At 71.9% G+C, this 24,901-nt stretch carries 21 protein-coding genes and 1 tRNA gene; 16 read left to right on the top strand and 6 right to left on the bottom strand.

All coding sequences use genetic code 11. The features are described from left to right. Positions 1-4: 4 nt before the first annotated feature. From ACZ6TV_RS11680 to ACZ6TV_RS11670, 3 genes are all read right to left on the bottom strand, one after another. Entirely contained in the window at positions 5-397 is a 393-nt protein-coding gene (locus ACZ6TV_RS11680) for an SRPBCC family protein (RefSeq protein WP_465297108.1), read from the bottom strand. Positions 398-475: 78 nt separating this feature from the next. Continuing rightward, entirely contained in the window at positions 476-841 is a 366-nt protein-coding gene (locus tag ACZ6TV_RS11675) for a carbohydrate-binding domain-containing protein (RefSeq protein ID WP_465297107.1), read from the bottom strand. After that, positions 753-2,102 (bottom strand): glycoside hydrolase family 26 protein, encoded by a 1,350-nt coding sequence (locus tag ACZ6TV_RS11670; protein WP_465297106.1) that lies wholly within the window; start codon positions 2,100-2,102, stop codon positions 753-755. The genes ACZ6TV_RS11675 and ACZ6TV_RS11670 overlap by 89 nt, the downstream gene beginning before the upstream one ends. 266 nt (positions 2,103-2,368) lie before the next feature. Here ACZ6TV_RS11670 and ACZ6TV_RS11665 point away from each other — a divergent pair, with 266 nt between their 5' ends. Both ACZ6TV_RS11665 and ACZ6TV_RS11660 read left to right on the top strand, forming a co-directional pair. Further along, positions 2,369-4,060, top strand: coding sequence for a DUF262 domain-containing protein (locus ACZ6TV_RS11665; protein ID WP_465297105.1), 1,692 nt, complete (start codon positions 2,369-2,371; stop codon positions 4,058-4,060). After that, complete coding sequence (locus tag ACZ6TV_RS11660; RefSeq protein ID WP_465297104.1) at positions 4,047-5,264, top strand: type II toxin-antitoxin system HipA family toxin; 1,218 nt, start codon at positions 4,047-4,049, stop codon at positions 5,262-5,264. Before ACZ6TV_RS11665 ends, ACZ6TV_RS11660 begins: the two co-directional genes overlap by 14 nt. Positions 5,265-5,534: 270 nt before the next feature. Here ACZ6TV_RS11660 and ACZ6TV_RS11655 read toward each other — a convergent pair. Continuing rightward, positions 5,535-5,608, bottom strand: a tRNA-Met gene (locus ACZ6TV_RS11655). Between the two features lie 102 nt (positions 5,609-5,710). Here ACZ6TV_RS11655 and ACZ6TV_RS11650 point away from each other — a divergent pair. The 6 genes from ACZ6TV_RS11650 to ACZ6TV_RS11625 all read left to right on the top strand — a co-directional run bounded on the left by ACZ6TV_RS11650 (position 5,711) and on the right by ACZ6TV_RS11625 (position 14,084). Then, complete coding sequence (locus ACZ6TV_RS11650) at positions 5,711-6,235, top strand: SigE family RNA polymerase sigma factor (RefSeq protein WP_465297103.1); 525 nt, start codon at positions 5,711-5,713, stop codon at positions 6,233-6,235. Then, a complete protein-coding gene (locus tag ACZ6TV_RS11645) occupies positions 6,232-7,116 on the top strand; it encodes a hypothetical protein (RefSeq protein ID WP_465297102.1) in 885 nt (294 codons plus the stop codon). Before ACZ6TV_RS11650 ends, ACZ6TV_RS11645 begins: the two co-directional genes overlap by 4 nt. A 161-nt stretch (positions 7,117-7,277) precedes the next feature. Continuing rightward, the gene (locus ACZ6TV_RS11640; RefSeq protein ID WP_465297101.1) at positions 7,278-10,538 is read left to right on the top strand and encodes an AAA domain-containing protein; all 3,261 of its coding nucleotides are present in this window, start codon (positions 7,278-7,280) and stop codon (positions 10,536-10,538) included. Between the two features lie 475 nt (positions 10,539-11,013). Next, positions 11,014-11,214, top strand: coding sequence for a hypothetical protein (locus tag ACZ6TV_RS11635; RefSeq protein ID WP_465297100.1), 201 nt, complete (start codon positions 11,014-11,016; stop codon positions 11,212-11,214). Between the two features lie 301 nt (positions 11,215-11,515). Then, entirely contained in the window at positions 11,516-13,228 is a 1,713-nt protein-coding gene (locus ACZ6TV_RS11630; RefSeq protein WP_465297099.1) for a hypothetical protein, read from the top strand. Between the two features lie 301 nt (positions 13,229-13,529). After that, on the top strand, positions 13,530-14,084 hold the full coding sequence (locus tag ACZ6TV_RS11625) for a peptidase inhibitor family I36 protein (RefSeq protein WP_465297098.1): 555 nt from the start codon (positions 13,530-13,532) through the stop codon (positions 14,082-14,084). A gap of 74 nt (positions 14,085-14,158) precedes the next feature. On the opposite strand, the gene ACZ6TV_RS11620 is transcribed toward ACZ6TV_RS11625, so the two are convergent. Both ACZ6TV_RS11620 and ACZ6TV_RS11615 read right to left on the bottom strand, forming a co-directional pair. Continuing rightward, the gene (locus tag ACZ6TV_RS11620; protein ID WP_465297097.1) at positions 14,159-15,499 is read right to left on the bottom strand and encodes a hypothetical protein; all 1,341 of its coding nucleotides are present in this window, start codon (positions 15,497-15,499) and stop codon (positions 14,159-14,161) included. Beyond that, positions 15,496-16,740: an MFS transporter gene (locus ACZ6TV_RS11615; RefSeq protein ID WP_465297096.1), complete on the bottom strand. Its 1,245-nt coding sequence runs from the start codon at positions 16,738-16,740 to the stop codon at positions 15,496-15,498. The genes ACZ6TV_RS11620 and ACZ6TV_RS11615 overlap by 4 nt, the downstream gene beginning before the upstream one ends. Before the next feature lie 322 nt (positions 16,741-17,062). Between ACZ6TV_RS11615 and ACZ6TV_RS11610 the strand changes: the two genes are divergently transcribed. The 8 genes from ACZ6TV_RS11610 to ACZ6TV_RS11575 all read left to right on the top strand — a co-directional run bounded on the left by ACZ6TV_RS11610 (position 17,063) and on the right by ACZ6TV_RS11575 (position 24,889). Beyond that, positions 17,063-17,989 (top strand): acetaldehyde dehydrogenase (acetylating), encoded by a 927-nt coding sequence (locus ACZ6TV_RS11610; RefSeq protein ID WP_465297095.1) that lies wholly within the window; start codon positions 17,063-17,065, stop codon positions 17,987-17,989. Then, complete coding sequence (dmpG, locus tag ACZ6TV_RS11605) at positions 17,986-18,987, top strand: 4-hydroxy-2-oxovalerate aldolase (RefSeq protein WP_465297094.1); 1,002 nt, start codon at positions 17,986-17,988, stop codon at positions 18,985-18,987. The genes ACZ6TV_RS11610 and dmpG overlap by 4 nt, the downstream gene beginning before the upstream one ends. A gap of 53 nt (positions 18,988-19,040) precedes the next feature. Continuing rightward, complete coding sequence (locus tag ACZ6TV_RS11600; RefSeq protein WP_465297337.1) at positions 19,041-19,847, top strand: cupin-like domain-containing protein; 807 nt, start codon at positions 19,041-19,043, stop codon at positions 19,845-19,847. Continuing rightward, the gene (locus ACZ6TV_RS11595) at positions 19,844-21,073 is read left to right on the top strand and encodes an 8-amino-7-oxononanoate synthase family protein (protein WP_465297093.1); all 1,230 of its coding nucleotides are present in this window, start codon (positions 19,844-19,846) and stop codon (positions 21,071-21,073) included. The genes ACZ6TV_RS11600 and ACZ6TV_RS11595 overlap by 4 nt, the downstream gene beginning before the upstream one ends. A 171-nt stretch (positions 21,074-21,244) precedes the next feature. Then, positions 21,245-22,099: an HpcH/HpaI aldolase/citrate lyase family protein gene (locus ACZ6TV_RS11590; RefSeq protein ID WP_465297092.1), complete on the top strand. Its 855-nt coding sequence runs from the start codon at positions 21,245-21,247 to the stop codon at positions 22,097-22,099. Further along, entirely contained in the window at positions 22,096-23,028 is a 933-nt protein-coding gene (locus ACZ6TV_RS11585; RefSeq protein ID WP_465297091.1) for an ornithine cyclodeaminase family protein, read from the top strand. The genes ACZ6TV_RS11590 and ACZ6TV_RS11585 overlap by 4 nt, the downstream gene beginning before the upstream one ends. Next, on the top strand, positions 23,025-24,368 hold the full coding sequence (locus ACZ6TV_RS11580) for a hypothetical protein (RefSeq protein WP_465297090.1): 1,344 nt from the start codon (positions 23,025-23,027) through the stop codon (positions 24,366-24,368). The genes ACZ6TV_RS11585 and ACZ6TV_RS11580 overlap by 4 nt, the downstream gene beginning before the upstream one ends. Continuing rightward, complete coding sequence (locus tag ACZ6TV_RS11575; protein WP_465297089.1) at positions 24,365-24,889, top strand: MaoC family dehydratase; 525 nt, start codon at positions 24,365-24,367, stop codon at positions 24,887-24,889. The genes ACZ6TV_RS11580 and ACZ6TV_RS11575 overlap by 4 nt, the downstream gene beginning before the upstream one ends. Positions 24,890-24,901 lie beyond the last annotated feature (12 nt).

The raw sequence follows: 24,901 nt of genomic DNA, 5'->3' as shown, positions 1-24,901 counted from the left end.
GGGCCTAGGCTTCCAGGATCGCCCGGAGCGCGTCGAGGTCGGCCTGGACGGCGGCGCAGTCCCGGTCGAACTCCTCGTCGGTCATGCCCGGCTGCCGGCGCACGCTGAAGACGACCTCGCTGCCCTCGCCGTTGGCCGTCACCCGCATCGGGTTGTAGAACGTCTGTCCCGACGGGACCGTGACGTGGTGGTCCATGACGCCGAACGGGTTGTCCGGCGCCCAGTCCAGCAGGATCCGGCCCATGTCGGAGTCCGCGACCCACTGCCCGTCGACCTTCTCCACGGACTTCAGCAGGCCGGGCGCCCACGCGGGCAGGTTGGCGGGGTCCGACGCGTAGGCATACACGTCGGCGGCGGGACGGTCGATGTTGGTGCTGACGTGCCGCGACTGCATCATGGGTCGATCCTGCCGCAGTCACGCGGCAGGATCGACCCGGCGGAGCGAGTCGCGCCCGCCCCGCCGGAAAGGTTGCTGTCAGCGACGGTGGCGTTGGCCCGGAGTGATGTAGTCGACCCAGACGACGTCGCCGCTGTCCAGGCGCAGGGTCACCGCGGCGTCCGCCGGCACCGCCACCGGGATCGTCACCGTCGCCCATGACGTGGCGCCGCCCTGGTTCGGCAGCGGCAGCGTGTGCTTGGCGACGCCGTTGACGAGCACCGTCAGCCGGACGTTGTCCGTCACCGTGGCGTACCGCAGCTCGATCGACGGACCGCGGTCGACGTGGTCGAACGCGATCGACGCGCCGTTGGCGTTAGACCAGCGCGGTCCGGTCGTTGGACGCGGTCGGGTCGCTGACCGCGATGCCCGTCGAGCCGCCCTGCGGCAGGTCCGCGTATTCACCCTCGGACCGGCCTGGCCCGGAGAAGTCCGGCGCCTCGAACGCCTTGATCCGGTCCGGGCCCTGCACGTAGATCCGCTTGGCGAGCTCGGCCCGGAAACGGCGCAGGATCAGCGGGTTGGCCTGGATCCTGCTGTCGCCCCAGTACCCGTTGGCGCAGGCGCCGGGCTGGCAGTTCCACATCGACTGGCTGTTCCAGTTCGTGTTGATGTACGCGATGCCGCGGACGATGTCGCGGTTGCGTTCCACGAACCGGAAGTACGGCGCGTACCAGGTGTCCCAGATCTGCTCCGTGGTGACCGGGACGGTCGCCCGCGGCCCGCCGGTGGCCGGGTCGACGAAGATGCAGCCCGCGGTCAGGTTGCCGATGTCGAAGCCCTGCGGCGCGGACTCGGCGACGAAGACCGGCTTGCGGTGCTTACGGGCGAAGTTGAGCAGCGACTCCTGCACCGCCAGCGGCGTCGCGGCCACGTTGCCGGGCGTCTCGCAGCCCCACTGGTAGCGGTCGAACTGTTCGCCGTAGAAGTGCGAGATGCCGGCCCAGTCGACGTACTCGTCACCCGGGTACCACTGCTCCCAGTGCCCGGCGGCGGTCGGCGCGTACGGCGCGTTCTCCACCCGGGGCCACGCCGCCGACTGCCAGACGGTGGCGATCCGGCGCGCTCCGAGCCGGTCGATGCGCTTCGCGATGTACCGGAACGCCTCCTTGTACAGCTGCGGGTCGTAGCCGTTCCACGCCCCGTCGAACTCGTAGCCGATCCGCAGGAACACGTCGCGCCCGGTGCGGTCGAAGTACGTGATGAACTCGTCGAGCCACTTGCGGTAGCGGGCCACGGCGGCCGGGTCACCCGTGCCGGCCAACGCCTTCAGCGGCGCCTGCGACGGGTCGGACAGGAAGAGCCCGACAGCGATCCCGCCGCCGTAGCTGTTGATGGTCGCGGGGAAGTCGTTGTCCCCGGCCCCGTAGTTGGTCGGCTGGAACATCCCGCTCATCGGCGCCCCGACAAGGTTCGTGTACAGCGTGACCCCGGCCGGCGTCGGGAACCCACGGTCGTTGTCCAGCACCGCGGCGTCGAAGTCGGCCAGCGTCGTGCTGTCCTGACCGAGGTAGAACAGCACCCGGTCCCCGGACGGCAGGTTCACCGCCGACAGCGGCCGCCGCCGGTCCCCGCCGTCGACCGTCGCCTCCGCCGGCCCGGCAACCGTGAGCACGGCCGCCGCGGCCGTCAACGTGGCGACCCATCGGGCCATGTATTTGTGCAAGGGGGGTCCTCCCAGAGGTGGGGTGTGGAGGGCAGCGCCGCGACCGTAGGCCCGCCCCCCGAAAACCCCGAAGTCCTTTCGAAATCCCCGCGGCGCCCCCGACGGGGCGCGTCCCGCCCGGCGTACCGGCGCCGGTCGTCCGGGCCGAGCCCGCTAAAGCGGCTGCCACGCTGTCTCGCTGGCGGCTATGCTCGGCGCACATTCATTGGAAGCGATTTTGCGATTCCCGGCGGAGGGATGCGCGGAGCATGACACACGCGGGCGGAATGACCACCGGACTGGACACAAAGACGGGCGCCAGAACATACACGCTGGATGAACTGGTCCGCCTTGCCTGGTCCGGACACATTCGCGTGCCGCATTTCCAGCGGGGCTTCCGTTGGACCAAGTCGGACGTCCTGCAGCTGATCGACAGCATTCATCGCGGATACCCGATCGGAAATCTCCTGCTCTGGGAGCGCAAAGCCGACGCCGGCCACGTCCAGCTCGGCGCGCTCACCATCGACGCGCCGTCCCTGGGGCAGGGTCTCTGGGTCGTCGACGGTCAGCAGCGGGTGACCAGCCTGGCGAATGTCCTGCACCCCGACGCGCAGCGGGAGCCGCGCTTCGCGCTCGGATTTGATCTGCGTGACCGGAGAATCGTGCCGCTGGACGGTAAGGACGACTCCTTCATCGTGCCGCTTCCGGTCGTCTTCGATCTCGCCCAGGTGCTGACCTGGTTCGCCGATCGTCCGGAGGCCGCAGAAGGACGGGACGCGGCCTTTGCTTTCGCCCGCGATCTGCGCCAGTATGCCGTCCCTGCCTATCAGGTCGAGCAGGGCAATGTGAAGGTCCTGCAGGAAATCTTCGACCGCCTGAACAACTCCGGAAAGAAGCTGAGCCGGGCCGAGGTCTTCTTCGCGCTGAACGCCGGCCACGAGGACGACGACCAGCTGAGCTTCCAGCGGATCGCCGAGCACATCGACGAGCGGTTCGGCTTCGGCTTGATTCAGGAGGACACCGTCCTGCAGTGTGTCCTGGCCCGCCGCGGCCCGAACATCGAGCGTGAGATCCGTGTCGAGTTCGACCCGCTGCGCCGGCGTGGCGAGGTCGACTTCCCCGACGAGGACGCTGACGCTGCCTACGCACGCGGCGAGGAGGCCATCGGCCGCGCGGTCCAGTTCGTCCGCGAGGCGGGCGTGCCGCATTACGCCATGCTGCCGTACCGCTATCTGCTCGTCGTGCTGACCCGTTTCCTGTCACTGCACCCGCAGCCGTCCCCGGCTCAGGTCCGCCTGCTGCGGCGATGGTTCTGGCGGGCAGCCGTCGCCGGCCCGGTCATCGCGAAGGGGAGCACCACGGGGACGACCCGTTCGCTCACCAGCAAGATCAGCCGATCTGATCCGAATGCGTCGCTGACCGGTCTGCTCGACCTCGTCGGGCCGTCGGCGCTGCCGGACCCGCGCCGCTTCCGGACCAACGACGCCAGCGGGAAGATCACGACGTGCTGGCTGTGGAGCCGTCAGCCGAGGAGCCCGGAAACGGGCGAGGTCTATACACCCCAGGACCTCACCAGTGCGCTGGCCGAGAGCTCCACCCCCGCAGAGGCGGTACGCGCCGTGTACCGCAGTGGCCTGATCGAGCCGGGGGTACGGCTGTGGGCCGCGAATCGGGTCCTGATGCCGACGCTCACGGAAGCGCCGCCTGCCGTGAGCGGTCTGCTGGGGCTGCGGCCGCTCGCCGTGCCCGAGGACCGGTGGGTCGCGATCCTGGAGTCGCACGCGATCACGCCAGAGGCCGAGCGGGCGCTGCTTGCCGGCGACAGTCACGCGTTCCTGACCGCGCGACAGGAGTTGATCTCCGTCGAGCTGCGGAAGTTCCTCGAGCTGTGGTGCGAGTGGGGGTTCGAGAACACTCCACCACTCGACGACCTGGTGATCGACGACCTCGAAGACGATGAGCTGAATGGCCCTGCCTGAGGAGTTCTTCGGGGTATGGCTACGTGACCTTCGCATCGGCACTCTGGTCCGCCGCGGTGATCACACCCGCTTCCAACTGGCCAAGAGCTATCTGGGTGATCCCGACCGACCCGTGCTGGGCCTGTCGTTCGAGCAGAACCTCCGCGCCCGGCATGCCGCGGCCCTGCGCCTGCCGCCGTGGTTCTCCAACCTGCTGCCCGAGGGAACGCTGCGGGAATGGATAGCGGCCGAACGGCATGTCTCCGTCCAGCGCGAGATGGAGCTTCTCGCCCAGGTGGGGCACGACCTGCCCGGTGCTGTGCGGATCCGGCACATCGAGGATCCGGCGGACGGGGAGGAGGACGCCTTCGAGGTCGTCGCGCCGGCACCGTCGCTGGACACGGTCCCGTGGCGGTTCTCCCTCGCCGGGGTCGCGCTCAAGTTTTCGATGCTGCTCCGGCAGGACCGGCTGACGTTGCCCGCCACGGGCGTCGGTGGGGACTGGATCGTCAAGCTCCCCGACCGCTCCTACCCCGACGTCCCGCGCAACGAGCACGCGATGATGAGGCTCGCCCGCGCGGTGGGCATCGACGTGCCGGAAGTCCGGCTGGTGCACCGCGACCTGCTGGATGGTCTGCCCCCACAGGTCTGGCCGTCGTACGAGGACGTGGCGTACGCGGTGCGCCGCTTCGACCGGGGACCGGACCGGGAGCTCATTCACATCGAAGATCTGGCCCAGGTCCGCGGCTTCTACCCAGACAGCAAGTACACCGGCAATTACGAGACGATCGCGGCGCTGGTCTATCGCGGGCACGACGTCGCGAGCCTGCAGGAGTTCGCTCGCCGGCTCACCTTCTCCGTGCTGATCTCCAACGGTGACGCACACCTCAAGAACTGGTCGCTGCTCTACGCAGAGCCCCGCATCCCGAAGCTCTCCCCGGCGTACGACCTGGTCTCGACACGCTTTTACATGGGTGACGACGAGGGCATGGGCCTCCCGTTCGGCGGCGTGCGCCAGTACGAGCGCGTCCGGCTGGGGACCTTCGACAGACTCGAACGCCGCTTGGGCGTCCGAGCCGACCTGGCCGAAGTCGCCCGGACCTTGATCGGGTCCGTCAACGAACACCTGCCCATGCTCGACGACCTCATCTCCTGCAACGACCCGCTGCTGATCGACGTCCGCGACGCGATCCGCAGACGAACCCACACCCTGACAAGCTCCTAGCCACGGCGTGCCAACCGTGCGCGGATGCGGAAACCGCCCAATGCGAAACGCCCCCGGCGTGAGCAGGGGGCGTCAGCGGTCCCCGCAGGTCTCCACAAAACAGCTCCGTCCTGGGCGCGTGGACCTTTGGAGGCCCAGGTGTCGAGGGTTTGAGGGGGTGTGGGTGGAGCGAAGCTCCCCCACTGGGGAGCACCGGCTCCGCCGGTGCGCGGGTGCGGAAACCGCCCAATGCGAAACGCCCCCGGCGTGAGCAGGGGGCGTCAGCGGTTGTAGCGGGGACAGGATTTGAACCTGCGACCTCTGGGTTATGAGCCCAGCGAGCTACCGAGCTGCTCCACCCCGCGTCGGTAGGACCAACCTTACCTGACGGTTGCCACGGGTTTTCCGGTGGGTCGCTCAACCTTCCGTGCGCGGCTGTCGTCTTGTGCGCGACGAAAGGAGAGCCCGTGTTCTGGAAACGCAGCTTCGATGGGCTGGATGCCCTCGTCGCGGAGCGTGGCAGTGCCCTGCTCGCCACGGCGGTGCTGCTCACCGGCAGCCGCGCGGCGGGGGAGGACCTGTTGCAGGGGGCGTTGGAGCGGTTGATGCGCTCGTGGGGGCGGGTCCGTGAGGACCGGGAGCGGTATCTGCGGCGCACGATGTATCACCTCGCCGTCGACCAGTGGCGGGTGCGCAGGCGGCGGCGGGAGGTGGCCCTGCGGGTGGAGCCGCCGGGCCGGCCCGACGCCGCGGACACCGTCGCCCTGCGGCGGGCGCTGATCCAGGCGCTCGCCCAGTTGCCGCCGCGGCAGCGTGCCGTGCTGGTGCTGCGGTACTGGGAGCAGCTCAGCGAGGCGGAGGCCGCCGACGTCCTGGGTTGCTCGGTCGGCACCGTCAAGTCCACCGCCTCGCGGGGCCTGTCCCGTCTCCGCGAGCTCACCGCCACCTGGGACCTCCAGACCTCTTCCATCTCCAGCGGAGCGCAACGATGAGCATCGAACTTGAAGAGCAGCTCGCCGCGGGTATGCGGGCGCACGTCGCCGACCTGGCCGTCGACGGTGCCGTCCTGGACCGGGCCACCGCCAGGCACCGCCGGCGCACGGCCGTGGTCCGCACCGGGTACGCCCTGGGTGTCGCCGGACTCGCCGGGGTCCTGGCCGTCGGTCTCACCGGGGGCGGCGCGGGGCGGCCGGACGGCGGCACGTCCGTGCGGACCGCCGAGGTCCCGGCCGCGTTGCGGCTGCAGAAGGCCGCCGCGGCCAGCGACAACATCAGCTACCGGATCAGGCTGACGCTGAGCGGCCCGACCGGCGAGGTGTTCGGCGTCTACGAGGGTGCGTTCGACCCGATGACGGCGACCGGCCATCTCCGCCGCCCGCAGGACGACTCCGTCACCGTCGAGCTGCTCATCGACGGCACCCGCTACGTGGGCGCCGAACCGCCGCTGGCCCCGCTGCCGCCGGACAAGACCCCCGGCGGCGAGGTGTACAACCGGTTCGGCCGGTATCCGGGCAAGCACGACCGGCTGTCGCTCTACGGGGACGGCGACTCCGTCCTCGGCGCGGCGGCGCCCGACCCGGCCGCCCTGTTCGACGCCTTGCGGCAGGCGAATGCCACCGTCACGCAGAATCCGGACGGCTCGCTGCACTTCGAGTACACGACCCAGCCGGACCCGAAGTCGTCGTCGGTGGTCAAGGGCGACGTCGCGCTCAACGCCGACGGGCGGATCGCGACCGTGAAGATGAGCACCGCGTGGCAGACGACGATCAAGGGTCGTCTCGACGCCGGTACCGTCGCCGCCACGCTCGACCTGTCCGACTACGGCCTGCCGGTCCACGTGGACGTCCCCGCGGACGTCGTCCCCGCGAACTGATCCGGCGGGCGGGACGCGCCGGCGGGGACGCCCGCCGGCGCTACGCATCGTGGTATCGCCGTAGCTCAATGGGTTGATCGAGCGGTACTGTTCCATCGACGTTCGCCACGACGCGATGGGGGTCGGTCTTGCCGGACTGGCGCGATGCTGTGTGCAGCGCATTGGACTTCTGGATCAGCGAGGAGGGCGGCGAGCGCAAGCAGCACGGGATGAGCCGGATCGGGCCGGCCAGGCAGCGCGGCGGCGGCTGGTACACCCTGGACGTGCGCGGCACGAGGGTCGACCTCGACCAGGTCGAGACCCTGCGGCTGGCCGGGGCGCGGGAGCCGCAGCCCGGCGAGGGCTACCAGGTGCTCGAGGCGGTGCAGGACGGCCCGCTGGTCAGGGTCCGGGTCGCCGAGTTCGTCGACCTGACCGGCGCGCACCTGTGGCAGCAGAAGCAGCCCGCCACGCACCTCATCGTCAAGCTGCGGGAGGGCATCTCCCGGCTCGGCGACCTGAGCCTCGCCGACGAGCTGGCGATGGGCCGGCTCGCCGCGGCGCCCGCGCGGCCGCGACCGGTGGCCGGCTTCACCGACCAGCAGCGGGAGGCGCTCGAAGCGTGCCTCGGCACCGGCGTCAGGCTCGTCTGGGGTCCGCCCGGCACCGGCAAGACCCGGGTCCTCACCGAGGCGATCACCGAGCTGGTCGCGGCCGGCCGGCGGGTCCTGCTGGTGTCGGCGACGAACATCGCCGTCGACAACGCGCTGCTCGGGGTGGTCAAGGGCGGCCGCTTCGACCGCGGGGTGCTGCTGCGGGTCGGCGCGCCGCACCACCCCGACATGCTCAAGCACCCGGAGATCTGCCTGCCTCCGCTGGTACGGGAGCGCCTCGCCGAGGTGGAGGCGGAGCGGCAGCGCATCGAGGACCAGCTGCTGGCGGCCCGCCGGGAAGAGGAGCGGCTGGCGCAGCTGGACGAGGTCCTCACCGGCTTCGACCCGGCGGCGCACAGCGCGGTGCTGGCCCGGATCGCCCGGCGGCTGCGTATTCCGGCGCTGGCGGAGGCGCTGCAGCGGGCCGTGGCGAGCCGCACCGCCGGCGAGACCCGGACCGCCCGGCTGCGCGCGGACCGGGACGCCGCCGAGCGGCGGGTCCGCGAGCTGGACGGCACGCGGGCCGCGTACCGCCGCGTCGACGCGCTGCGCGGGGAACTCGCCGAGGCCAGGTCCGCCGCCGACCGCCTGGCCGGGGACGCGCTGGAGCTGCGCGCCGAAGCGGAACGCGGGGCCGCGCACCTGCGCCGGTTGGACGGCGAGGGATTCATCGGCCGGTTCCGCAACCACGGCTCCCGGCAGCGGGTGCGCGCCGCGTGGGAGGACGCCGAGCGGGACGCCGTCGCCGCCGAGTCGCGGGCGGCGAAGCGCGAGGCGCTCTACGAACGGCGGGCCGCCGAGGTCGGGCGCGAGATCGACGGGTTGCTGGCGGCCGCCGTGGGCACCCCGGCCGACGTCGCCGCCGCCGACCGCCGGCTCGCCGGCACCCGCCAGGAGGTGCGGCAGGCCGAGGACGACGGGCGGCGCACCGGCCGGGCCGTCGACGACGCGCAGCAGGCGCTGCTCGCGGTCGAGAGCGAGCCGCCGGTCACCGACGAGGCCAGGGCCGCCGCCGAGCGCGCCGACCGGCTGGGCCTGCCGGAGCGCGCCGCCGAGCGGGACGCCCTCCGGGCCGGGCTGGCTCGCCTGGCACCCGGTCTGTCGTCGCTGCGGCAGCGGTACGAGCAGGTGCAGGAGACGTTCGACCGGCTGCGCAAGGACGCCGAGGGGGAGCTCATCGGCGCGGCCAGGGTGGTCGCCACGACCCTTGCCCGGATGCGCACCAACTCTGCCGTGCTGGCCGGCCCGTACGACGTGGTCCTGGTCGACGAGGTCGGCGCCGCCAACCTGCCGGAGGTGCTGCTCGCGGTCTCCCGGGCCGGCCGCGCCGCGGTGCTGCTCGGCGACTTCATGCAGCTCGGCGCGATCCTGCCGAAGGCCGTGGCCGAGTCCGCCCGGCCCGACGTCCGGCGCTGGCTGGTGCCCGACGTGTTCGCGCACTGCGGCATCCGTACCTCGGCCGACGCCCGCGGCAACGGCGGCTGCACGGCACTGGACGTGCAGCACCGCTTCGGCCCGGAGGTGATGGGCCTGGCCAACACCGTCGCCTACGACGGGCTGCTGCGGGCCGGCGCGTCGATCCGGCCGCGTGGGGCGGACGACCCGGAGATCGTCCTGGTCGACGTCGACGGCCTCGGCGATCTCGGGGTGGTGCGCTCCACGGGGCGGCACAAGGGCTGGTGGCCGGCGGGTGCGCTGCTCAGCCGGGTCCTCGCCGACTATCACCAGGAGCGGGGCGAGCGGACGGGGATCGTCACCCCGTACGGCGACCAGGTCGAGGCGACCCTGGAGGCGCTGCGCGACCAGGAGCTGCCGTCCGGCGCCGTCACCGAGGTCGGCACCGCGCACCGCTTCCAGGGCCGCGAGTTCCCGATCGTGGTGTTCGACCTGGTGGAGGACCACCGCACGAAACGCTGGATGTCGGCGGCGAGCCTGGCCCAGCAGTCCTACGAGCGCGACGGTGTCCGCCTGTTCAACGTCGCCGTCACCAGGACGCAGACCCGCCTGTACGTCATCGGCAGCCGCAGCCGGATCGACCAGGCCCCGCCCGGGAGCCCTCTCGCGGCGCTCGCCGTGCTGCTGCGCGACCGGCGGGCCCGCACGGTCTCCGGCGCGTGCCTCGTCACGCCGACGCTCGGCGAGGGCTTCGGCCTGGGCCCGTTCGGCGTGGAGCTGGCCGACGTGCTGGCCCGCCACGTCCGGATCGACGCCATCGACGACGAGGAGTCCTTCCACGCGGCGTTCGCCGGGCGGCTCGCCGAGGCACGGCAGTCGATCTGGCTGTGGGCGCCGTGGACCAGGCACCGGGTGATGTCGCTGCTGCCGGTGCTCGAGGAGGCGTCCGCCCGAGGCGTCACGATCAGGGTCTTCGTCCGGGACCCCGGCGACGGCATGCAGGGGGAGGGCGGCAGCCAGCAGTACCTGCGACGGCTGCGCGCCGTGGTCGGCTCCGTCGTCGAGGTCAAGGACATGCACCAGAAGATCGTGGTCATCGACGAGCGGGTGGTGCTGCTCGGCAGCCTCAACGCGCTCTCCCATACCCACTCCAGGGAGGTCATGCTGACGGTGCACGGCGAGCACTTCGCCCGCAAGCTCCTGGCGCACGAGCGCGCGACGGAGTTCGCCGGACCGCCACCGGTCTGCGGCGAGTGCGGCGGGACCGACGTCGGCCTGCGCAGGCACGAGTACAAGGGCTGGCAGTGGTACTGCCATGCCAGCACCTGCCCGAAATGGCACCGCAAGGGGCTGACCAACTGGTGCGCGCCGGTGACGCCGACCAGGACCCGATGACCTGTCACCCGTCCGCGGCCGGGCGACTGCGGTGCGTGACCGTCATGGCGGTCGCTCGGTGGCCCGCGACGTGAATGAATGCGTCGGATAATGGTCCTTTCAACTATGTCATTGCATGATCGCCGGGATTGTTCGATCGAACCCTGGCAGCCGCTCTGATCAGGGTCTATGCCGAGTTGATCGTCTACCTGAAGGTGTTCGATCGAATGTCCGCGCGGTGCTTTCGGATGACCGGGATCGCTCGGTCCATAGGGGCCGATGTTCGATCGCTCGAAAACTTTCCGAATCGCAATTCGTGACCATGACGCGGACCACGAAGGGTGACATACTTCGGGGTCGAGACAGCCGTCACCCGCGGGCCACAAAACCGCGGGACCCCGTGCGGCTCTACTCAGTTCCACCCCGCCGGTCACCGGGCGGCTCCGTCGCGCCGGTCGCCGACCACTGGAAGGTCCGACCCACGAGAAGGAAGCAGATGAAACGACCGCTACTCCCCACGCCCGAGGCGGCGGACCTCGGCCCGCGATCACTGTTCGTCGCGGTGCTGACCCTCGCGCTCGGCTTCGCGGAGCTGGTGCTCAGGGACGACGGCTCGGCGCTCACCGCAGTGGTGCTGACCACCACCTTGTCCGGGACGTCCTTGCTGCTCAGCCGCCTGGCGGCACCGGCGGGATGAGCTGCCGGGGCCGGTGCCCCGGCGGGTGATCCGCCGGCCTGAGATGGGGGTCTCCCGCCACAAACAGGAGACCCCCGACCCGATCCGCATCCCACTGGAAGGTCGAACCGGGAGCCTGTCCCGCGGCACCGTCGAAGCTACCGCAACCGGCGCCGCCGCACATCCATCCTCGGTGGGTCCGCCGACCAGGTGAACCCACCAGGCGGGCGAATACCACGATGCACCGATCAGTCATTGTCGCCGTTCGGGCAAATAATCCGCGCGATGCGCGCCACCCCTTACATGAAGGTAACACATCACCATGACTGTCGATGAGGACAGTGTCGCGAACGGCACTGCGCAGTTGCGCGACGTGTCATTCAACATCCTCCGCCCCCTGGCTTCGAAACTGTGCCAGATCCGCGTCGACGCCAATCGGAGCTACGCGCACCTGGCCGCCCGGTCCGGGAAGTCGCCCAGCTCGATCGGTGCCGTCGACAAGGGCCAGAAACTGCCGACCGAGGCGATGATGAAGTCGTTCCTGGCCCCGTTGAAGGTCGACGAGGCGACCATGGGCGAGTGCATCACGCTGCGTGATGCTGCCGCCGAGGAGCTCGCCCTGCTCCAGCCCGACATCGGCACGCCGGCGACGAAGGACGCCCTCGTCGACGGGGTGCGCGGGATCCTCGACGTGCCCCTGGACGTGCTCGCCCAGCGGATCGCCACCACGCCTGCCCTCGCCGGGTGGAAGGGGCTGCGGCTGCCCGGGCCGTCGGAGCAGTGGTTGCGGCAGGTGTTGGAAACGCGCACCGCCGAGCTCGACCGGCACACTCTGGGGTGGGTGCTGGTCGCCCGCGGCGGCGACGAGGGCACCGTCGCGCACTGGACGAAGCTCTACGACAACCTCCCAAGCCTGCGTGACGAACGGGACCAGGCGCCCACCGATCCGCCGCCCGTCCCGGTGCCGGCCGCCTCCGAAACGACGCTCCCTGCGGCGGTCGCGCCAGCGGCAGCCGTTCCCGCGCAGGCGATCCCCGCGCAGGTTGTCCCAACGCGGGCGATCCCTGCGCAGGCCGTTCCCGTGCCGCCGGTCTCCGCGCAGGCCGATTCCGTGCAGGCTGTCTCCGCGCGGGTCGTTCCCACGCGGGCCGTCCCCGAGGCGGCGCCGGTCGGTGGGCGGCTGGTGCGGCGGCGGGCCGTCCTGCAGGCGTGCAAGGCCCTGGCCATCGTCGGCATCCTGGGCGGGACCGCGGTCCGGGAGCCGCAGCCCACGCGGTCCCGGCTGAAGACGCTCACCTCGCCGGACGGCGGCGTGCCCCCGCCCGTCGACCTCGACCCCATCCGGGAGATCGAGGCGATCCGGGCGAGGACGCTGCAGCACGCCGAGCCCGCGCCGACCGGGCGCTACGTCTACACCCACATCCAGTCCCACTCCCCGGTCACCACGCCCGGCGACCGGCCGGTGGTCAGGGACGAGCAGCTCTGGCGGGACCCGGCCGGCGACGCCGTGCGGATCGTCGTCGAGACGTCCGCGGGGGAGCGGAAGGCGCCGGTCAAGACGCCGTACGACGACCCGCGTGAGCTCGATGCCGAGATCGGCGGCGCCGTCCCGTCCAGCGATCCGGCGGCGCTGCGCGACAGCCTGCTGCGGACGCAGCCCGACTTCGGCGTGCAAGGGCTGCTCCGCGCGGCCGCCGGGCTGCCCAGATACCACTGCCTGGACGCGGCGCAACGCGCCGCGCTGCTGCGGGTCATCGCCTCGGTCCCCGGCCTCATGGTCTTCGGCGTGCAGTCCGACCACTTCATGCCCGGCGGTGTCGACCAGGGCGGGCGGCCCGGACTGGCGGTCGGCGTCGACCTCACGGACCTCGACGAGACCTACCGCGACGTCCTGCGGATCGACCGGGAAACCGGCGCACTGCTCAGCTTCGAGACGACCATACTCAAGGCGCCGCCCAGGCCCGGGCAGGTGCTACCCATGGAGCTGGAGTATCTGCTCTACATCGAGGCCGACCGCCGCGACAGCCGTCCCTGATCTTTCGGCGGCGAACTGTCGGATCCCGGCCACAAATCGATGACGCTCAGTCACTTGGCGCCGGCCGGTCGCGCTGCGCCGAATCGCAGGTCGACCCGTGCGATCGACCCCGGCGGTCGTTCGATCGAATGCGCCGGACGCCGATTTTACGAGATCACCGCCCTGTTCGCACCGTGTGCGGCGGCCACGGCCGGCGAAGATCGATCGAATGGCATTACTCGCATGGTATGGATATCTATCGATTACTAGCCTGGCTCGCAATCCGAACTGCCACGAGCAGTCATCGCCAGGTGAGGTCCCCATGCGCCATCCGCTCCGCGGCCGCCCAGGCCGACTCCCGATCACCGTCGTCGCCGCGCTCGCCCTGATCCTGACCGCGCCGCAGCCGGCCGTCGCCGCCACCATCACCGGCGCCGGAGCCGGTGCCGTGCCGCCCGCCGCGGCCCGCATGGCGACCTACCTGGCCGGCCATCCCGGCGGGATGCCGATCAACGACAACGAGATTGCCTACGGGGGCGGCGCCTTCATCGTCACGCCGACCGCGCCACCCACGCCGGCCGTCGCCGACGGCTCGCCCGACTGCCCGTCCGGCTCCTACTGCTTCTACGAGTGGGGAAACTTCGGCTACCCGCGCGGCCGGCTGTCCGACTGTGGCACGCAGGACCTCGGCGAGTGGTACTGGCGCAACAGGACCGAGTCGGCGCAGAACAAGACCAGCGCCACCGTCCAGTTCTTCAACGGCACCATCGGCTCGGGTCAGCTGCTGTTCACGATCTACGCGGGCTACACGATGAGCAGCGTCGCCCCGAACCAGAACCGCGCCGACTACGTCCGGCTCATCTGCGGCGGGAAGTAGCACCCGCCTGCGGCAGGAAGGAACGCCGCCTGCGGCAGGAAGGAACGCCGCCTGCGGCAGGCGGCAGCGCCCCGTCAGCCGCCGTGGAAGACGCAGCCGACGCTCGCGCCGCCGGCCATGCTGACCACGCCGGCGTCCGGGTCGGCGCTGCCGCGGACGAAGCCGCCCGCGTAGCCGTCCTCGCCGATGGTGTCCCGGTCGCCGAGGTAGATCCCCCAGTTGAGGAACTCCTCCCGCGGGCCGATCGGCTCGGCCACCGGGCGGACGCGGTGCTGCAGCACGTACGCGCCGGACATCGCCGCGCTCACCTCGCGCTCCCAGGTGGCGTCGTCCACGCGCCAGCCCGCGACGATGCCGTTGCCGCCGTGCAGGAGCGTCGGCTTCAGGATCAGCTCGGCGCGGTGCGCGCGGGCGTAGGCGAGCAGGTCCACCTCGCTGCCGCCGGGGTCGCTGACGGTCGGCAGCACGGGCCGCGTCCACGGCAGGATCCGGTCGATGCACGCGCGTTCGGCGGCGTCGAAACTGGACCGGTGCCGGTCGTCGGACAGCATGGCGAGCGCGCCCTTGCTGCCGTAGAGGTCCGAGTCGAGCCGGCTGCAGAGCCCCACCCGGCCCGCTTCCACCGCGGCCAGCAGCGCCTCGATCTGCGCCGCCGCCACCGGGTCGGTGAGGTCCTCGACGAGGAAGTAGCGCAGGACGACGTCGACCGTCCGGCCGTCGGCGCTCACCTGGTCCCGCTCGTGCCGCAGCCGGCCGAGGTCGCAGGCGACCGCCTCGACGCCGTGCCGGGAGAGCAGCCCGGCGAGCGTGGCGAGCAGGTCGCCGACGACCGCGAAGTTGGGCGTCGTGTCGGTGACGACGACGAACGGCGGCCGGCCGGCGGGAAGCGTCTCGGCGAGCAGGCCGAGCGCCATGCACTCCACGGTGTCGCGGAACCGCAGCCCGTGCAGCTCCACGAAGTCGTGCAGCGGCCGGTACCGCAGCATCGCCCGGTTGAGCTCGGGGTTCTGGTAGCCGCCCAGTGCGCTGGTCAGGTTGAACTCGAGCAGCCGGAAGCCCTCGCCGTCGTGGTAGAGGTCGGCCCGGCCGAGCGGGAGCAGCCGCCCGGTGCGGGCGCTGCGCGCGATGAGCGCGGTCTGCCCCGCGTCCATGCCGACCGCCCGGGCGCACGCGGCGACGTCCCCGCCGAACAGCCGGTCGGGCAGGGACCGGAGCAGGTCGTAGACGGTGCGCAGGTCGGTGACGACCGATCGGCGCTCGTCGTCGCCGAGGAACACCGGCGCGGGCAGGAACCGGTCCTGAAACGACGAGGCGAGCCCGGCGTCGTCGCGGGCCCCCTGTGCCGGATCCCCGGGCGGGAGGCCGGGCGACGCGAGCGCCGCGGAGTAGGCACGCCCGAGCGGGGACCGGATCACTGCGCCTCCGGGTCGGCGCGGCTGATCCACTGCCGGCGCGCGCCCACCACCAGGACGACCGCGATGCCGGCCATGACGACGGCAGCGGCGCCGAAGACCGAGCGGGTGCCCGCGTAGGCGGCGCCGAACCCCCCGGCCGCGGCGCCGATCGGCAGCCCGCCCCAGGAGATCAGCCGGTACACCCCGTTGACCCGCCCGAGCAGGTGCTGCGGCACCAGGGTCTGGCGCAGGACCACCACCACGACGTTCCAGGTGACGGTGCCGCAGGCGAACAGGGCGAGGGCGAGACCGGCCGCATAGGGAGACGGGACCGTGGCCAGGACCGTCTCGCTGCCGACGAGCAGCAGGGCCGTGGCGATCAGCGCGCCCTCCCGGCCGAGCCGCCGCTGCAGGGCGGGCGCGACCCGGGACGCCAGCACCGCGCCGGCGGCCTGGCAGGCGAGCACCACGCCGAAGCCGAACGAGCTCAGGTGCAGCACCTTCGTGCTGTGGATGACCAGCACGGCGAGCATCGCGTTGCCGGCCAGGTTGATCAGGCAGGAGAGCAGGGCGAGGCCGCGCAGCAGGCGGTGCCGCCACAGCCAGCGCGCCCCGGCGATCATCTCGGCCCACACGCCACCGGTGGGTGGCTTCCCGTCGTCGGGGGCGGCTGCGGTACGGACCCCGCGAATGCCCGCGACCAGGGTCGCCGAGAGCGCGAAGGTGACCGCGTCGACGCCGAACGGCACCGCGGCCGCCAACCCGAACAGCAGAGCGCCGAGCAGCGGGCCGACGAAGCCGGCGCCGGCCTCCTGCGAGGCCATGATGCGGGCGTTGGCCGTGGCGAGCACCGGCTTGTCCGCGATGAACGGGACCAGCACCTGCTCGGCGTTGCGGCAGAAGACGTCGCCGGCGCCGAGGACGAACATCGCGACGTAGAGCAGTGGCAGCCCGCCCCACCCGCCGAGGACCGCGACGGTGAGCACGGCGAGCACCAGCGCCCGGACGTAGTCGATCAGCACCATCGCGCGGCGGATGTCGAGCCGGTCGACCAGCATGCCGACGGGCAGGCCGAACAGCACGAACGGCAGGGTGAAGGCGACCGAGGTCGCGCCGATCAGCCGGGGGTCGTCGGTGAGCCGGGTGGCCAGCAGCGGCGCGGCGGCGATCGTGACGCCGTCGCCGATCGAGGAGATCGCGGTGGCCAGCCAGAGCCGGGTGAAGTCACGGCCGAGCCGCGGCCGTTTGTCGGTCGCGACCATCCCACCCCCCGCACGGCATACGAAACGGCGACTCCGTCGAGAGACTACCTTGAATGTCGAGCCGGGAGACTAGTGATCAACCCACACATCCGTGAACTGTCGGATACCCGCGTTGTCGTCCCCTGTTCTGGGTTTTATGGTTGTCCGCAACACCCCGGATCCATCGAACATCGTCTGTCAGTCGACCTCGATCCGCACCCGCCGGATCCGCGGCCTCTCCACCGCGGCCCGAGGTCACCGCCGCCCATGCGCCCACCGGAGTCCGACCCGCGGACGTTCGGCGACCTGACGCGTCCAGCAAAGGGTGAGGACAACCACGTTCATGACTACCTGCAACCCAGATGTCGAACGCCCCACGGCCGCGAGGGTCGCCCGACCGGCGACCGCCGCCGTCATCGGCACCGGCGCCATCGGCCAGGACCTGGTCAGCAAGATCAGCCGGTCGTCCGCACTGACCTGTGCGCTGGTGGCCGGCCGCAACCCGGAGTCCGCCGGCCTGCGGCACGCCGAGCTGCTCGGCTGCCCCACCAGCGCCGGCGGGATCGAGGCCGTGCTGTCCGCCGACCGCCCGTTCGACGTGGTGTTCGACGCGACCAGCGCCGCCGCCCACCGCGAGCACTGGCCGCTGCTGGAGCCGCTCGGCTCACTCGTCGTCGACCTGACGCCCAGCAAGGTCGGTGCGATGGTCGTGCCCGCCGTCACCGGCCTGGACGCCGGCGGCAGCCGCAACATCAACCTGGTCAGCTGCGGCGGGCAGGCGGGCGTGCCGGTCGCACGCGCCCTCGCCGCGGCCTTCCCGGTGTCCTACCTGGAGGTCGTCTCCACCGTCGCGAGCGTCGTCGCCGGCCGCGCGACCAGGCTCAACCTCGACGAGTACGTCGCGACCACCGGCCAGGCGGTCACCGCCTTCACCGGCGTCACCGACGTCAAGGCCATCCTCAACATCAGTCCCGCGGTGCCGCCGGCGCCCTTCCGCACCGCCGTGCACGCCCTGATCCCGGGCGCCGACCCCGCGCGCGTCCGGGAGGTCGTGGAGCCGGCGGCCGCCGAGGTGCGCCGCTTCGCCCCCGGCTACGAGATCCTCGCGGTGAACGTGACCGGTGACCGGGTGACGATCTCGCTGCAGGTCATTGCGTGCAGCGAGGTGCTGCCGCCGTACGCCGGAAACCTCGACCTCATCAACTCCGCCGCGGTCATGGTCGCCGAGCAGCACGCGACCCGGCGCGCCCTCTCGGAGGTGACCCGGTGACCGACGTGGTGATCTACGACGCGACCCTGCGCGACGGCCAGCACGCCGTGCGCCACCAGCTCGGCGCGACCGCGCTGCGCCGCTACGCGGAGGCGGCCGACGCGGCCCGGATCCCGGTCGTCGAGGTCGGTCACGGCAACGGCCTGGGCGCCTCGTCGCTGCAGGTCGGCATGGCCGCCGTCAGCGACGACGAGATGCTCTCGACCACGCGCGCGGCGCTGCGGCACAGCCGGCTGGCCGCGTTCATGCTGCCCGGCTGGGGCACCACCGCCGACCTGCGGCGCGCTGTCGCGCACGGCGTCGACATCGTGCGGATCGGCGTGCACGCCACCGAGTCGTCCCTCGCCGAGCGGCACCTGGGGGTGCTGCGCGACGCCGGGGTCGAGGCGCAGTGCGTGCTGATGATGAGCCACCTCGCGGGCCCGGAGGAGCTCGCCGAGCACGCCGCACGGGCCGCCGGCCACGGCGCGCAGGCCGTCGGGATCATGGACTCCGCCGGCCACCTGCTGCCCGCCGACGTCACCGCCAGGGTCACCGCGATCCGCGCGGCCACCGGACTGCCGGTCATCTTCCACGGGCACAACAACCTGGGCATGGCGGTCGCCAACTCCCTCGCCGCGGCGCAGGCCGGCGCCGGGATCATCGACGCCTGCGCCCGGGGCTTCGGCGCCGGCGCCGGCAACACCCAGCTCGAGGTCGTGGTGCCGGTACTGGAGCGCTGCGGCTTCGGCACCGGGATCGACCTGTACGGCCTGCTCGACGCGGCCGACGTCGCCGAGCGCGAGCTGGTGCCGTCGGCGCCGGTGCCGACCCCGATGAGCATCGTCAGCGGCCTGGCCGGGGTGTTCTCCGGCTTCAAGCACCGCGTCCTGGAGCTCGCCGGCCCGGCCGGCGTGGACCCGCGCGACGTCTTCTTCGAGCTCGGCCGCCGGCAGGTGGTCGCGGGCCAGGAGGACCTCATCGTCGACGTGGTGGCGCACCTGCAGGAAACCAGATGAGGAGCACGCACATGGCAGTCCCGCAACCGCCGGCCGGCGTGCCGGTGGCCCGCATGTCGTTCGACGAGTTCCGCGCGCTCGGTCCCGGCGGCCTGTTCAAGGCCGACGTCCCGGTGGTCGTCACGCTGCCCGCCGACGTGCAGGGCCTCGGCCGCGACGGGGTGGCGGCCCGCCTCGCCGACCTGACCGTCACGCTGTTCAGCGAGCCCGGCGACAAGCAGCACCCGGGCCGCTGGAGCACTCGCGACATCCGGCTGAGCGACTTCTTCGCCGACGAGACCCTGCTGCACACGCCGGACACCTGGCACCGGGTGGTGTCGAACATCCGCAACAGCCCCGCCGACGTCAACGCCGTCATCGGCTTCGACGCGAAGGACTTCTTCGGCTACGGCTCGTCGCTGTACGCGGCCAACCTGTGGATCAGTCACCGGGGCGTGTTCACGAAGAACCACTTCGACGAGTTCGAGAACTTCAACATCGCGCTCGAGGGCCGCAAGCGCTTCATCATCGCCCCGCCCGGCTCGCGCGAGTACTACCCGCGCTCCACGCTGCGCGGCCTGGGCGACAAGTCGCACGTGTTCGACCTCGACAACGCCGACCTCACCCGCTTCCCGAAGGTGGCGCCGAAGCTCGCCGAGCGGCGCGACTTCACGCTCGAGCCGGGGCACATGCTCTACCTGCCGCTGGGCTGGTGGCATCAGGCCGAGTCGCTGGACGAGATGAACATCAACGTCAACTTCTGGCTCACGTCGAAGAAGATCCTGCGCCGGCCGCACGTGCTCGGCGTCGCCCTCTACACGTACGCCTACCGCAAGGTCCGCGGCGTCTACAGCTACAAGCCGACCGAGGTGAACGCATGACGGGCGAACGCAAGAGCATCACGCCGACCCACCGGTACCGCAACAACGACAAGCTCATCGGGGTCGGCAACGTCTTCTGGAACGCCTCCGAGGAGCACGGCGTGGCGGGCATCGTCGGCGACCTGTCCGACGGCGTCTTCACCATGGCCGACGGCCACGAGTTCGTGAACTTCACCGTCTGCTCCTACCTGGACCTCGACACCCACCCGAAGGTCATCGACGGGGCGGTGGACGCGCTGCGCCGCTTCGGCGTCCTGGACCACTGCATCCCGCGGACCCGCGTGCAGACGCCGGTGCTGCTGGAGCTGGAGGAGTCCCTCGGCGAGCTGTTCGGGGCGACGGTGATCAGCGCGATCTCCACCGCCGCGGCCAGCACCGGGCTGCTGCCGATCATCGCGTCCGGGCACCTGGGCAACGGCACCCGGCCGCTGATGGTCTTCGACAAGAACGCGCACGTGTCGATGGCCAACGCGAAGGCGTCCTGCGCCGACGAGTCCGAGGTCGTCACCTGCCGGCACCACGACCTGGACTTCATCGAGGACCAGTGCCGCACGTACGAGCGGGTCTGCTACGTCGTGGACGGCTCGGACAGCCTTGGCGGCTACGCGCCCGTCCAGGAGCTCGCGGCGCTGCAGGACAAGTACAACCTCCTGGTCTTCTACGACGACTCGCACTCGCTGTCGGCGTACGGCGAACGCGGCCTCGGCTACGTCCGCTCCCACGTCCCGGTCCTCGACGAGCGGACGATCACCGTCGCCACGCTCAGCAAGGGCTTCGGTGCCGGCGGCACCGCGATCCTGCTCAACGGCTACCCGCACGAGACCCGGCGGCTCATCGAACGCTTCGCCGGGCCGCTCGGCTACTCGCAGAAGATGAACGCCGCCGCCGTCGGGGCCGCGCTCGCCTCCGCCGAGATCCACCGCACGGCGGAGCTCACCGAGCTGCAGGGGCGGCTGCGGGCCAACATCGCGCTGTTCGACTCGCTGCTCGCCACCGAGCAGGGCGGCAGCTCCTACCCGATCCGGGTCGTCCCGGTCGGCGACGACGTCGTCATCGACGCGGCGCAGCGGGTGTTCAAGGCGGGCTTCTACACCTCGCCGGTGTTCTTCCCGATCGTCGCCCGCGGCAGCGCCGGGCTGCGGGTCATGCTCCGCGCCGGGCAGACCGCCGAGCAGATCACCCGGTTGTGCAAGGTGCTCGTCGAGGCCGGCGCGGTGGCGGCATGAGCGGCCAGCGGAGCGGCTCGGGCCGCTCATCATGTGACAGCTTCTGGCTCAGGCCGACGCCTGGAGCGCAGCGGAAGGTGGCGGCATGAGCGGCCAGCGGAGCGGCTCGGGCCGCTCATCCTGTGACAGGTTCAGGGCAGGCCGACGCTGGAGCGCAGCGGAGGCGGCGGAATGACCGTCGTGGCGCCGCGCAGCATCCTGTACACGCCGGCGCTGTCGCTGGACCGGGTCGTCAAGGCATGGTCGTACGACGCCGATGTCCACCTGATCGACCTGGAGGATTCGGTACCGGCGGCAGCGAAGGTTGATGCCCGCGCCGTCTGCCGCGCGGCGCTGGAGAAGGCGCCCCGCCCCGGCAACGTCGCCGTGCGGGTCAACCAGTTCGACCGCATGGATGCGGTACACGACCTGGCCATGCTGGCCGAGTCCCCGGTGCGCCCCGGGATCGTGATGATGACGATGGTGACCTCCGCCGACGAGGTCGCCCGGTACCGGCGGATCCTCGCCGACGCCGGCGCGCACCCGGAGATCTACGTGACCGTCGAGACCGTCGAGGCGGTCACCGACGCCGACGCGATCGCCCGGGAGGCCGACGGCCTGGTGCTGGGCTCCGCCGACCTGGCCGCCACCCTCGGGGTGGAGATCGGCTGGGAGGCGATGCTGGCCGCCCGGCAGGCGATGGCCCTCGCGTGCGCCCGGCACGGCACCGCCTGCATCGACACCGCCAACTTCCGGCTCGCCGAGCCCGGCGTCCTCGCCGAAGAGAGCGCCCGGGTCCGCGCGCTCGGCTTCCACGGCAAGGCGACCGTGCACCCGGCCGAGCTCGACGTGATCAACCGGACCATGCGGGCGCACCCCGACGTGCGGCACGCCCGGCGGGTCATGGCGGCGGTCGAGGCCGTCGGCGGCGGGATCGCCGTCCTCGACGGCAGCATGGTCGGCCCGCCGTTCGTGCGGCTGGCCGGCATGACGGTCGCCCGCGACGAGGCCTGGGCGGCCCGCTTCGGCGGACGGGCGGACGGGTGAGCGCACCGGTCATGGTCGGCGCCGGCGACATGGCCGGCACCGCGGCGATGCTGCGGGTCGTCGAGGCGCTGGGGGAGATGTTCGCCGACCTGGCCGCCGGGCGCACCCGCGCGACGCCGCGGACCATGCTGGAGCACGGCGCCGACCGGCTGCTGCTGGTCAGCCCGGCACTGTGGGAGCGGCACGGGGTCGGCAGCGTCAAGATCACCACGCTCACCCCGGACAACCCGGCCCGCGGGCTGCCGCTCATCCACGGGATCGTCGCGCTCACCGACCTGCCGACCGGCCGGATCACCGCGCTGCTCGACGGCGCGGAGCTGACCGCGGTGCGCACGGGCGCGGTCACGGCCCTCGCCACCCGCGCCTGCACCGCGCCGGACACCGCCGAGCTGACCGTCATCGGCGCCGGGGCGCAGGCACGGGCGCTGATCCGGGCCACGGCGGCGGTGCGGCCGATCCGGCGGATCCGGCTGTACTCCCGCACGAAAGCGCGGGCCGAGCGGCTCGCCGCCGAACTCGGCGGGGACTTCACGGTGACCGTGCACGACACCGCGCGGGACGCCGTGACCGGCTCGCCGCTCATCTGCACCGCGACGTCCACCGGCGGCCGCGACCCGGTCGTCGCGGCGGACTGGGTCACGCCGGGCGCCCACCTCAACGTCATCGGTGGCACCGGCCCGGAGGTCCTGGAGGTCGACCCGGCGCTGTTCGCCGGCGCACTGCCGATCGTCGAGGACCGGGCGGTGGCGCTGGACGGCGCCGGCGAGATCCGGGCCGCGGTCGACGCCGGCCTGATCGGCCCCGCCGACCTGTGCGAGCTCGGCCTCCTCGCCCCGGAGGAAGGGCGCACCACGATCCTGCGCACCGTCGGCATGGCCGTCGAGGACACCGCCGCCGCGTACGCGCTCGCCCCGGCAGGAGACGCATGAGCACGTTCACGGAGTTCACCGGCGGACATCCCTGGTTCGGGCGGCACCAGCTGCGCCCGGCCGCGCCCGCCGGCACGATCCGGCGGATGCTGCGGCACGAGCTGCGCGACACCGGCTGGCCGTACCAGCCCATCATGCCGGCGGCGCCCATGACGATCCCCCGGTCGTCCTACGCCGAACTGTTCCGTGCCGCCGTCGCGCTGCTGGAGCTGATGCACCGCACCGCGATGGAGAGCGCCGAGGAGACGCGGGAGCGGCTGCGGGTGTACCGGATGCCGCAGTACGAGGACCGGCTGTGGATGCGGGACGCATGGCTGGACGAGCGGTACGCCGACAGCGTCGCCCGGCCCGACGTCGTCATCGGCCCCGACGGCCCGCAGTTCCTGGAGTTCAACGTCAGCGGCGCGATCGGCGGCGTCATCGAGACGCACAGCCGGCTGGAGACCTGGCGGCGGCTGTACGGCGAAGGCCTCTACACCTCGCCGTCACCGTTCGCGGTCCGCGCCGGCATGTTCCGGGACATCGCCGCCGACCTGGGCGTCGAGCCACGGGTCGCGATCGCCGGCAGTGCCCGGGTCGCCGGGGTCGAGTCGCGGTACTTCGAGCTGGAGGCCGAACACCACAACAGCCACGGCCTGACCACCCGGTTCTTCGAGCCCGAGGACCTGCACGAGGCGTGGGACGTGGCCCCGCACCTGCGCTACCCGATCGGGCTGCGTAACTTCACCATCGCCGACTGGCTCGACGCCGGGCTCGACACCGGTGCGGTGCAGCGCGCGGTCGACCACGGCTGTCTGCTCGTCGCGACCCAGACGGGGGCGTTCCTGCACCACAAGCTGACCCTGGGCCGGCTGTCGGAGGGGCGGCCCTGGATGTCGGCGGCCGACCGGCGGCTCGTCGACCGGTACGTCCCCTGGACCCGGATCCTCGCCGACCGCAAGACCGACCGGGACGGCCGCCCGATCGACCTGCTGCCGTTCGTGCTGGCGCGGCAGGAGCACCTGGTGCTCAAGGCCGGGATCGGGGAGAGCGGGCTGCAGGTGCTCCTCGGCCGCGACACCACGCCGCCGGAGTGGGAGGCCGCCGTGCGTACCGCGGCAGAAGAGGAGACCAGCATCGTGCAGGACTACGTCGAACCCGGCACCTGCCGCGTCCCGCTGGTCACCGACGGCATCGACGAGCCCCACGACGTCGTGGTCGCCCCGGTGCTCGGCCCGCTGCTGTTCGGCCGGCGGCCCGCCGGGCTGTTCTGCAGGTTCTACGGCGACGGCTCGACCGGGATCGTCTCCGTGCGGGGCCGCATCCCCAGCTCCGACAACGTCGCGGTGGCGATCCGATGAGCCTGCGCAGGATCGGCGACAACGAGTACGCCGAGGAGCACGGCGGCGACTACGAGGACTTCGAGCCGGGCATGGTCATCCGGCACTGGCCGGGCCGGACCATCTCCGAGGCCGACAACACCTGGCTGACCCTGCTGACGATGAACCAGCACCCGCTGCACTTCGACCAGCACTACGCCGAGGGCGCCGAATACGGCCGGGTCCTGGTCAACAGCGGCATCACCCTGTGCCTCGTCGGCGGGATGACGGTGCAGGCGCTGTCGGCGCGGGCCGTGGCCAACCTCGGCTGGGACCGGGTGCGGCTCAAGGACCCCGTCTTCGTCGGGGACACGCTGTACGCGACCAGTCGCATCCTTGACCGGCGGCGCTCCCGGTCGCGGCCCGGGCAGGGCATCATCACCGTCGAGACGACCGGCACGAAGGCGACCGGGGAGACGGTCATCGTCTTCGAGCGCTCGTTCCTCGTCAGATGTCGGGTACCGCAGGGGGTCGACCCGCCCGGCGCCGGCCCCGCGGTCTGACAGGATTGCGGC

It is taken from the genome of Dactylosporangium sp. NPDC051087, from assembly GCF_055586325.1.
The sequence above is the reverse complement of the archived record's forward strand: the minus strand, read 5'-3'. Positions and strand labels throughout refer to the sequence as shown.

What these genes read in the sequence shown, in the direction of transcription:
- ACZ6TV_RS11665 (WP_465297105.1), top strand. Translation starts at nt 2,369, where the DNA reads ATGACCACCGGACTGGACACAAAGACGGGCGCCAGAACATACACGCTG.
- ACZ6TV_RS11600 (WP_465297337.1), top strand. Translation starts at nt 19,041, where the DNA reads ATGTCGTTCGACGAGTTCCGCGCGCTCGGTCCCGGCGGCCTGTTCAAG.
- ACZ6TV_RS11660 (WP_465297104.1), top strand. Translation starts at nt 4,047, where the DNA reads ATGGCCCTGCCTGAGGAGTTCTTCGGGGTATGGCTACGTGACCTTCGC.
- ACZ6TV_RS11615 (WP_465297096.1), bottom strand. Translation starts at nt 16,740, where the DNA reads ATGGTCGCGACCGACAAACGGCCGCGGCTCGGCCGTGACTTCACCCGG.
- ACZ6TV_RS11630 (WP_465297099.1), top strand. Translation starts at nt 11,516, where the DNA reads ATGACTGTCGATGAGGACAGTGTCGCGAACGGCACTGCGCAGTTGCGC.
- ACZ6TV_RS11625 (WP_465297098.1), top strand. Translation starts at nt 13,530, where the DNA reads ATGCGCCATCCGCTCCGCGGCCGCCCAGGCCGACTCCCGATCACCGTC.
- ACZ6TV_RS11580 (WP_465297090.1), top strand. Translation starts at nt 23,025, where the DNA reads ATGAGCACGTTCACGGAGTTCACCGGCGGACATCCCTGGTTCGGGCGG.
- ACZ6TV_RS11680 (WP_465297108.1), bottom strand. Translation starts at nt 397, where the DNA reads ATGATGCAGTCGCGGCACGTCAGCACCAACATCGACCGTCCCGCCGCC.
- ACZ6TV_RS11610 (WP_465297095.1), top strand. Translation starts at nt 17,063, where the DNA reads ATGACTACCTGCAACCCAGATGTCGAACGCCCCACGGCCGCGAGGGTC.
- ACZ6TV_RS11635 (WP_465297100.1), top strand. Translation starts at nt 11,014, where the DNA reads ATGAAACGACCGCTACTCCCCACGCCCGAGGCGGCGGACCTCGGCCCG.
- ACZ6TV_RS11645 (WP_465297102.1), top strand. Translation starts at nt 6,232, where the DNA reads ATGAGCATCGAACTTGAAGAGCAGCTCGCCGCGGGTATGCGGGCGCAC.
- ACZ6TV_RS11575 (WP_465297089.1), top strand. Translation starts at nt 24,365, where the DNA reads ATGAGCCTGCGCAGGATCGGCGACAACGAGTACGCCGAGGAGCACGGC.
- ACZ6TV_RS11590 (WP_465297092.1), top strand. Translation starts at nt 21,245, where the DNA reads ATGACCGTCGTGGCGCCGCGCAGCATCCTGTACACGCCGGCGCTGTCG.
- ACZ6TV_RS11595 (WP_465297093.1), top strand. Translation starts at nt 19,844, where the DNA reads ATGACGGGCGAACGCAAGAGCATCACGCCGACCCACCGGTACCGCAAC.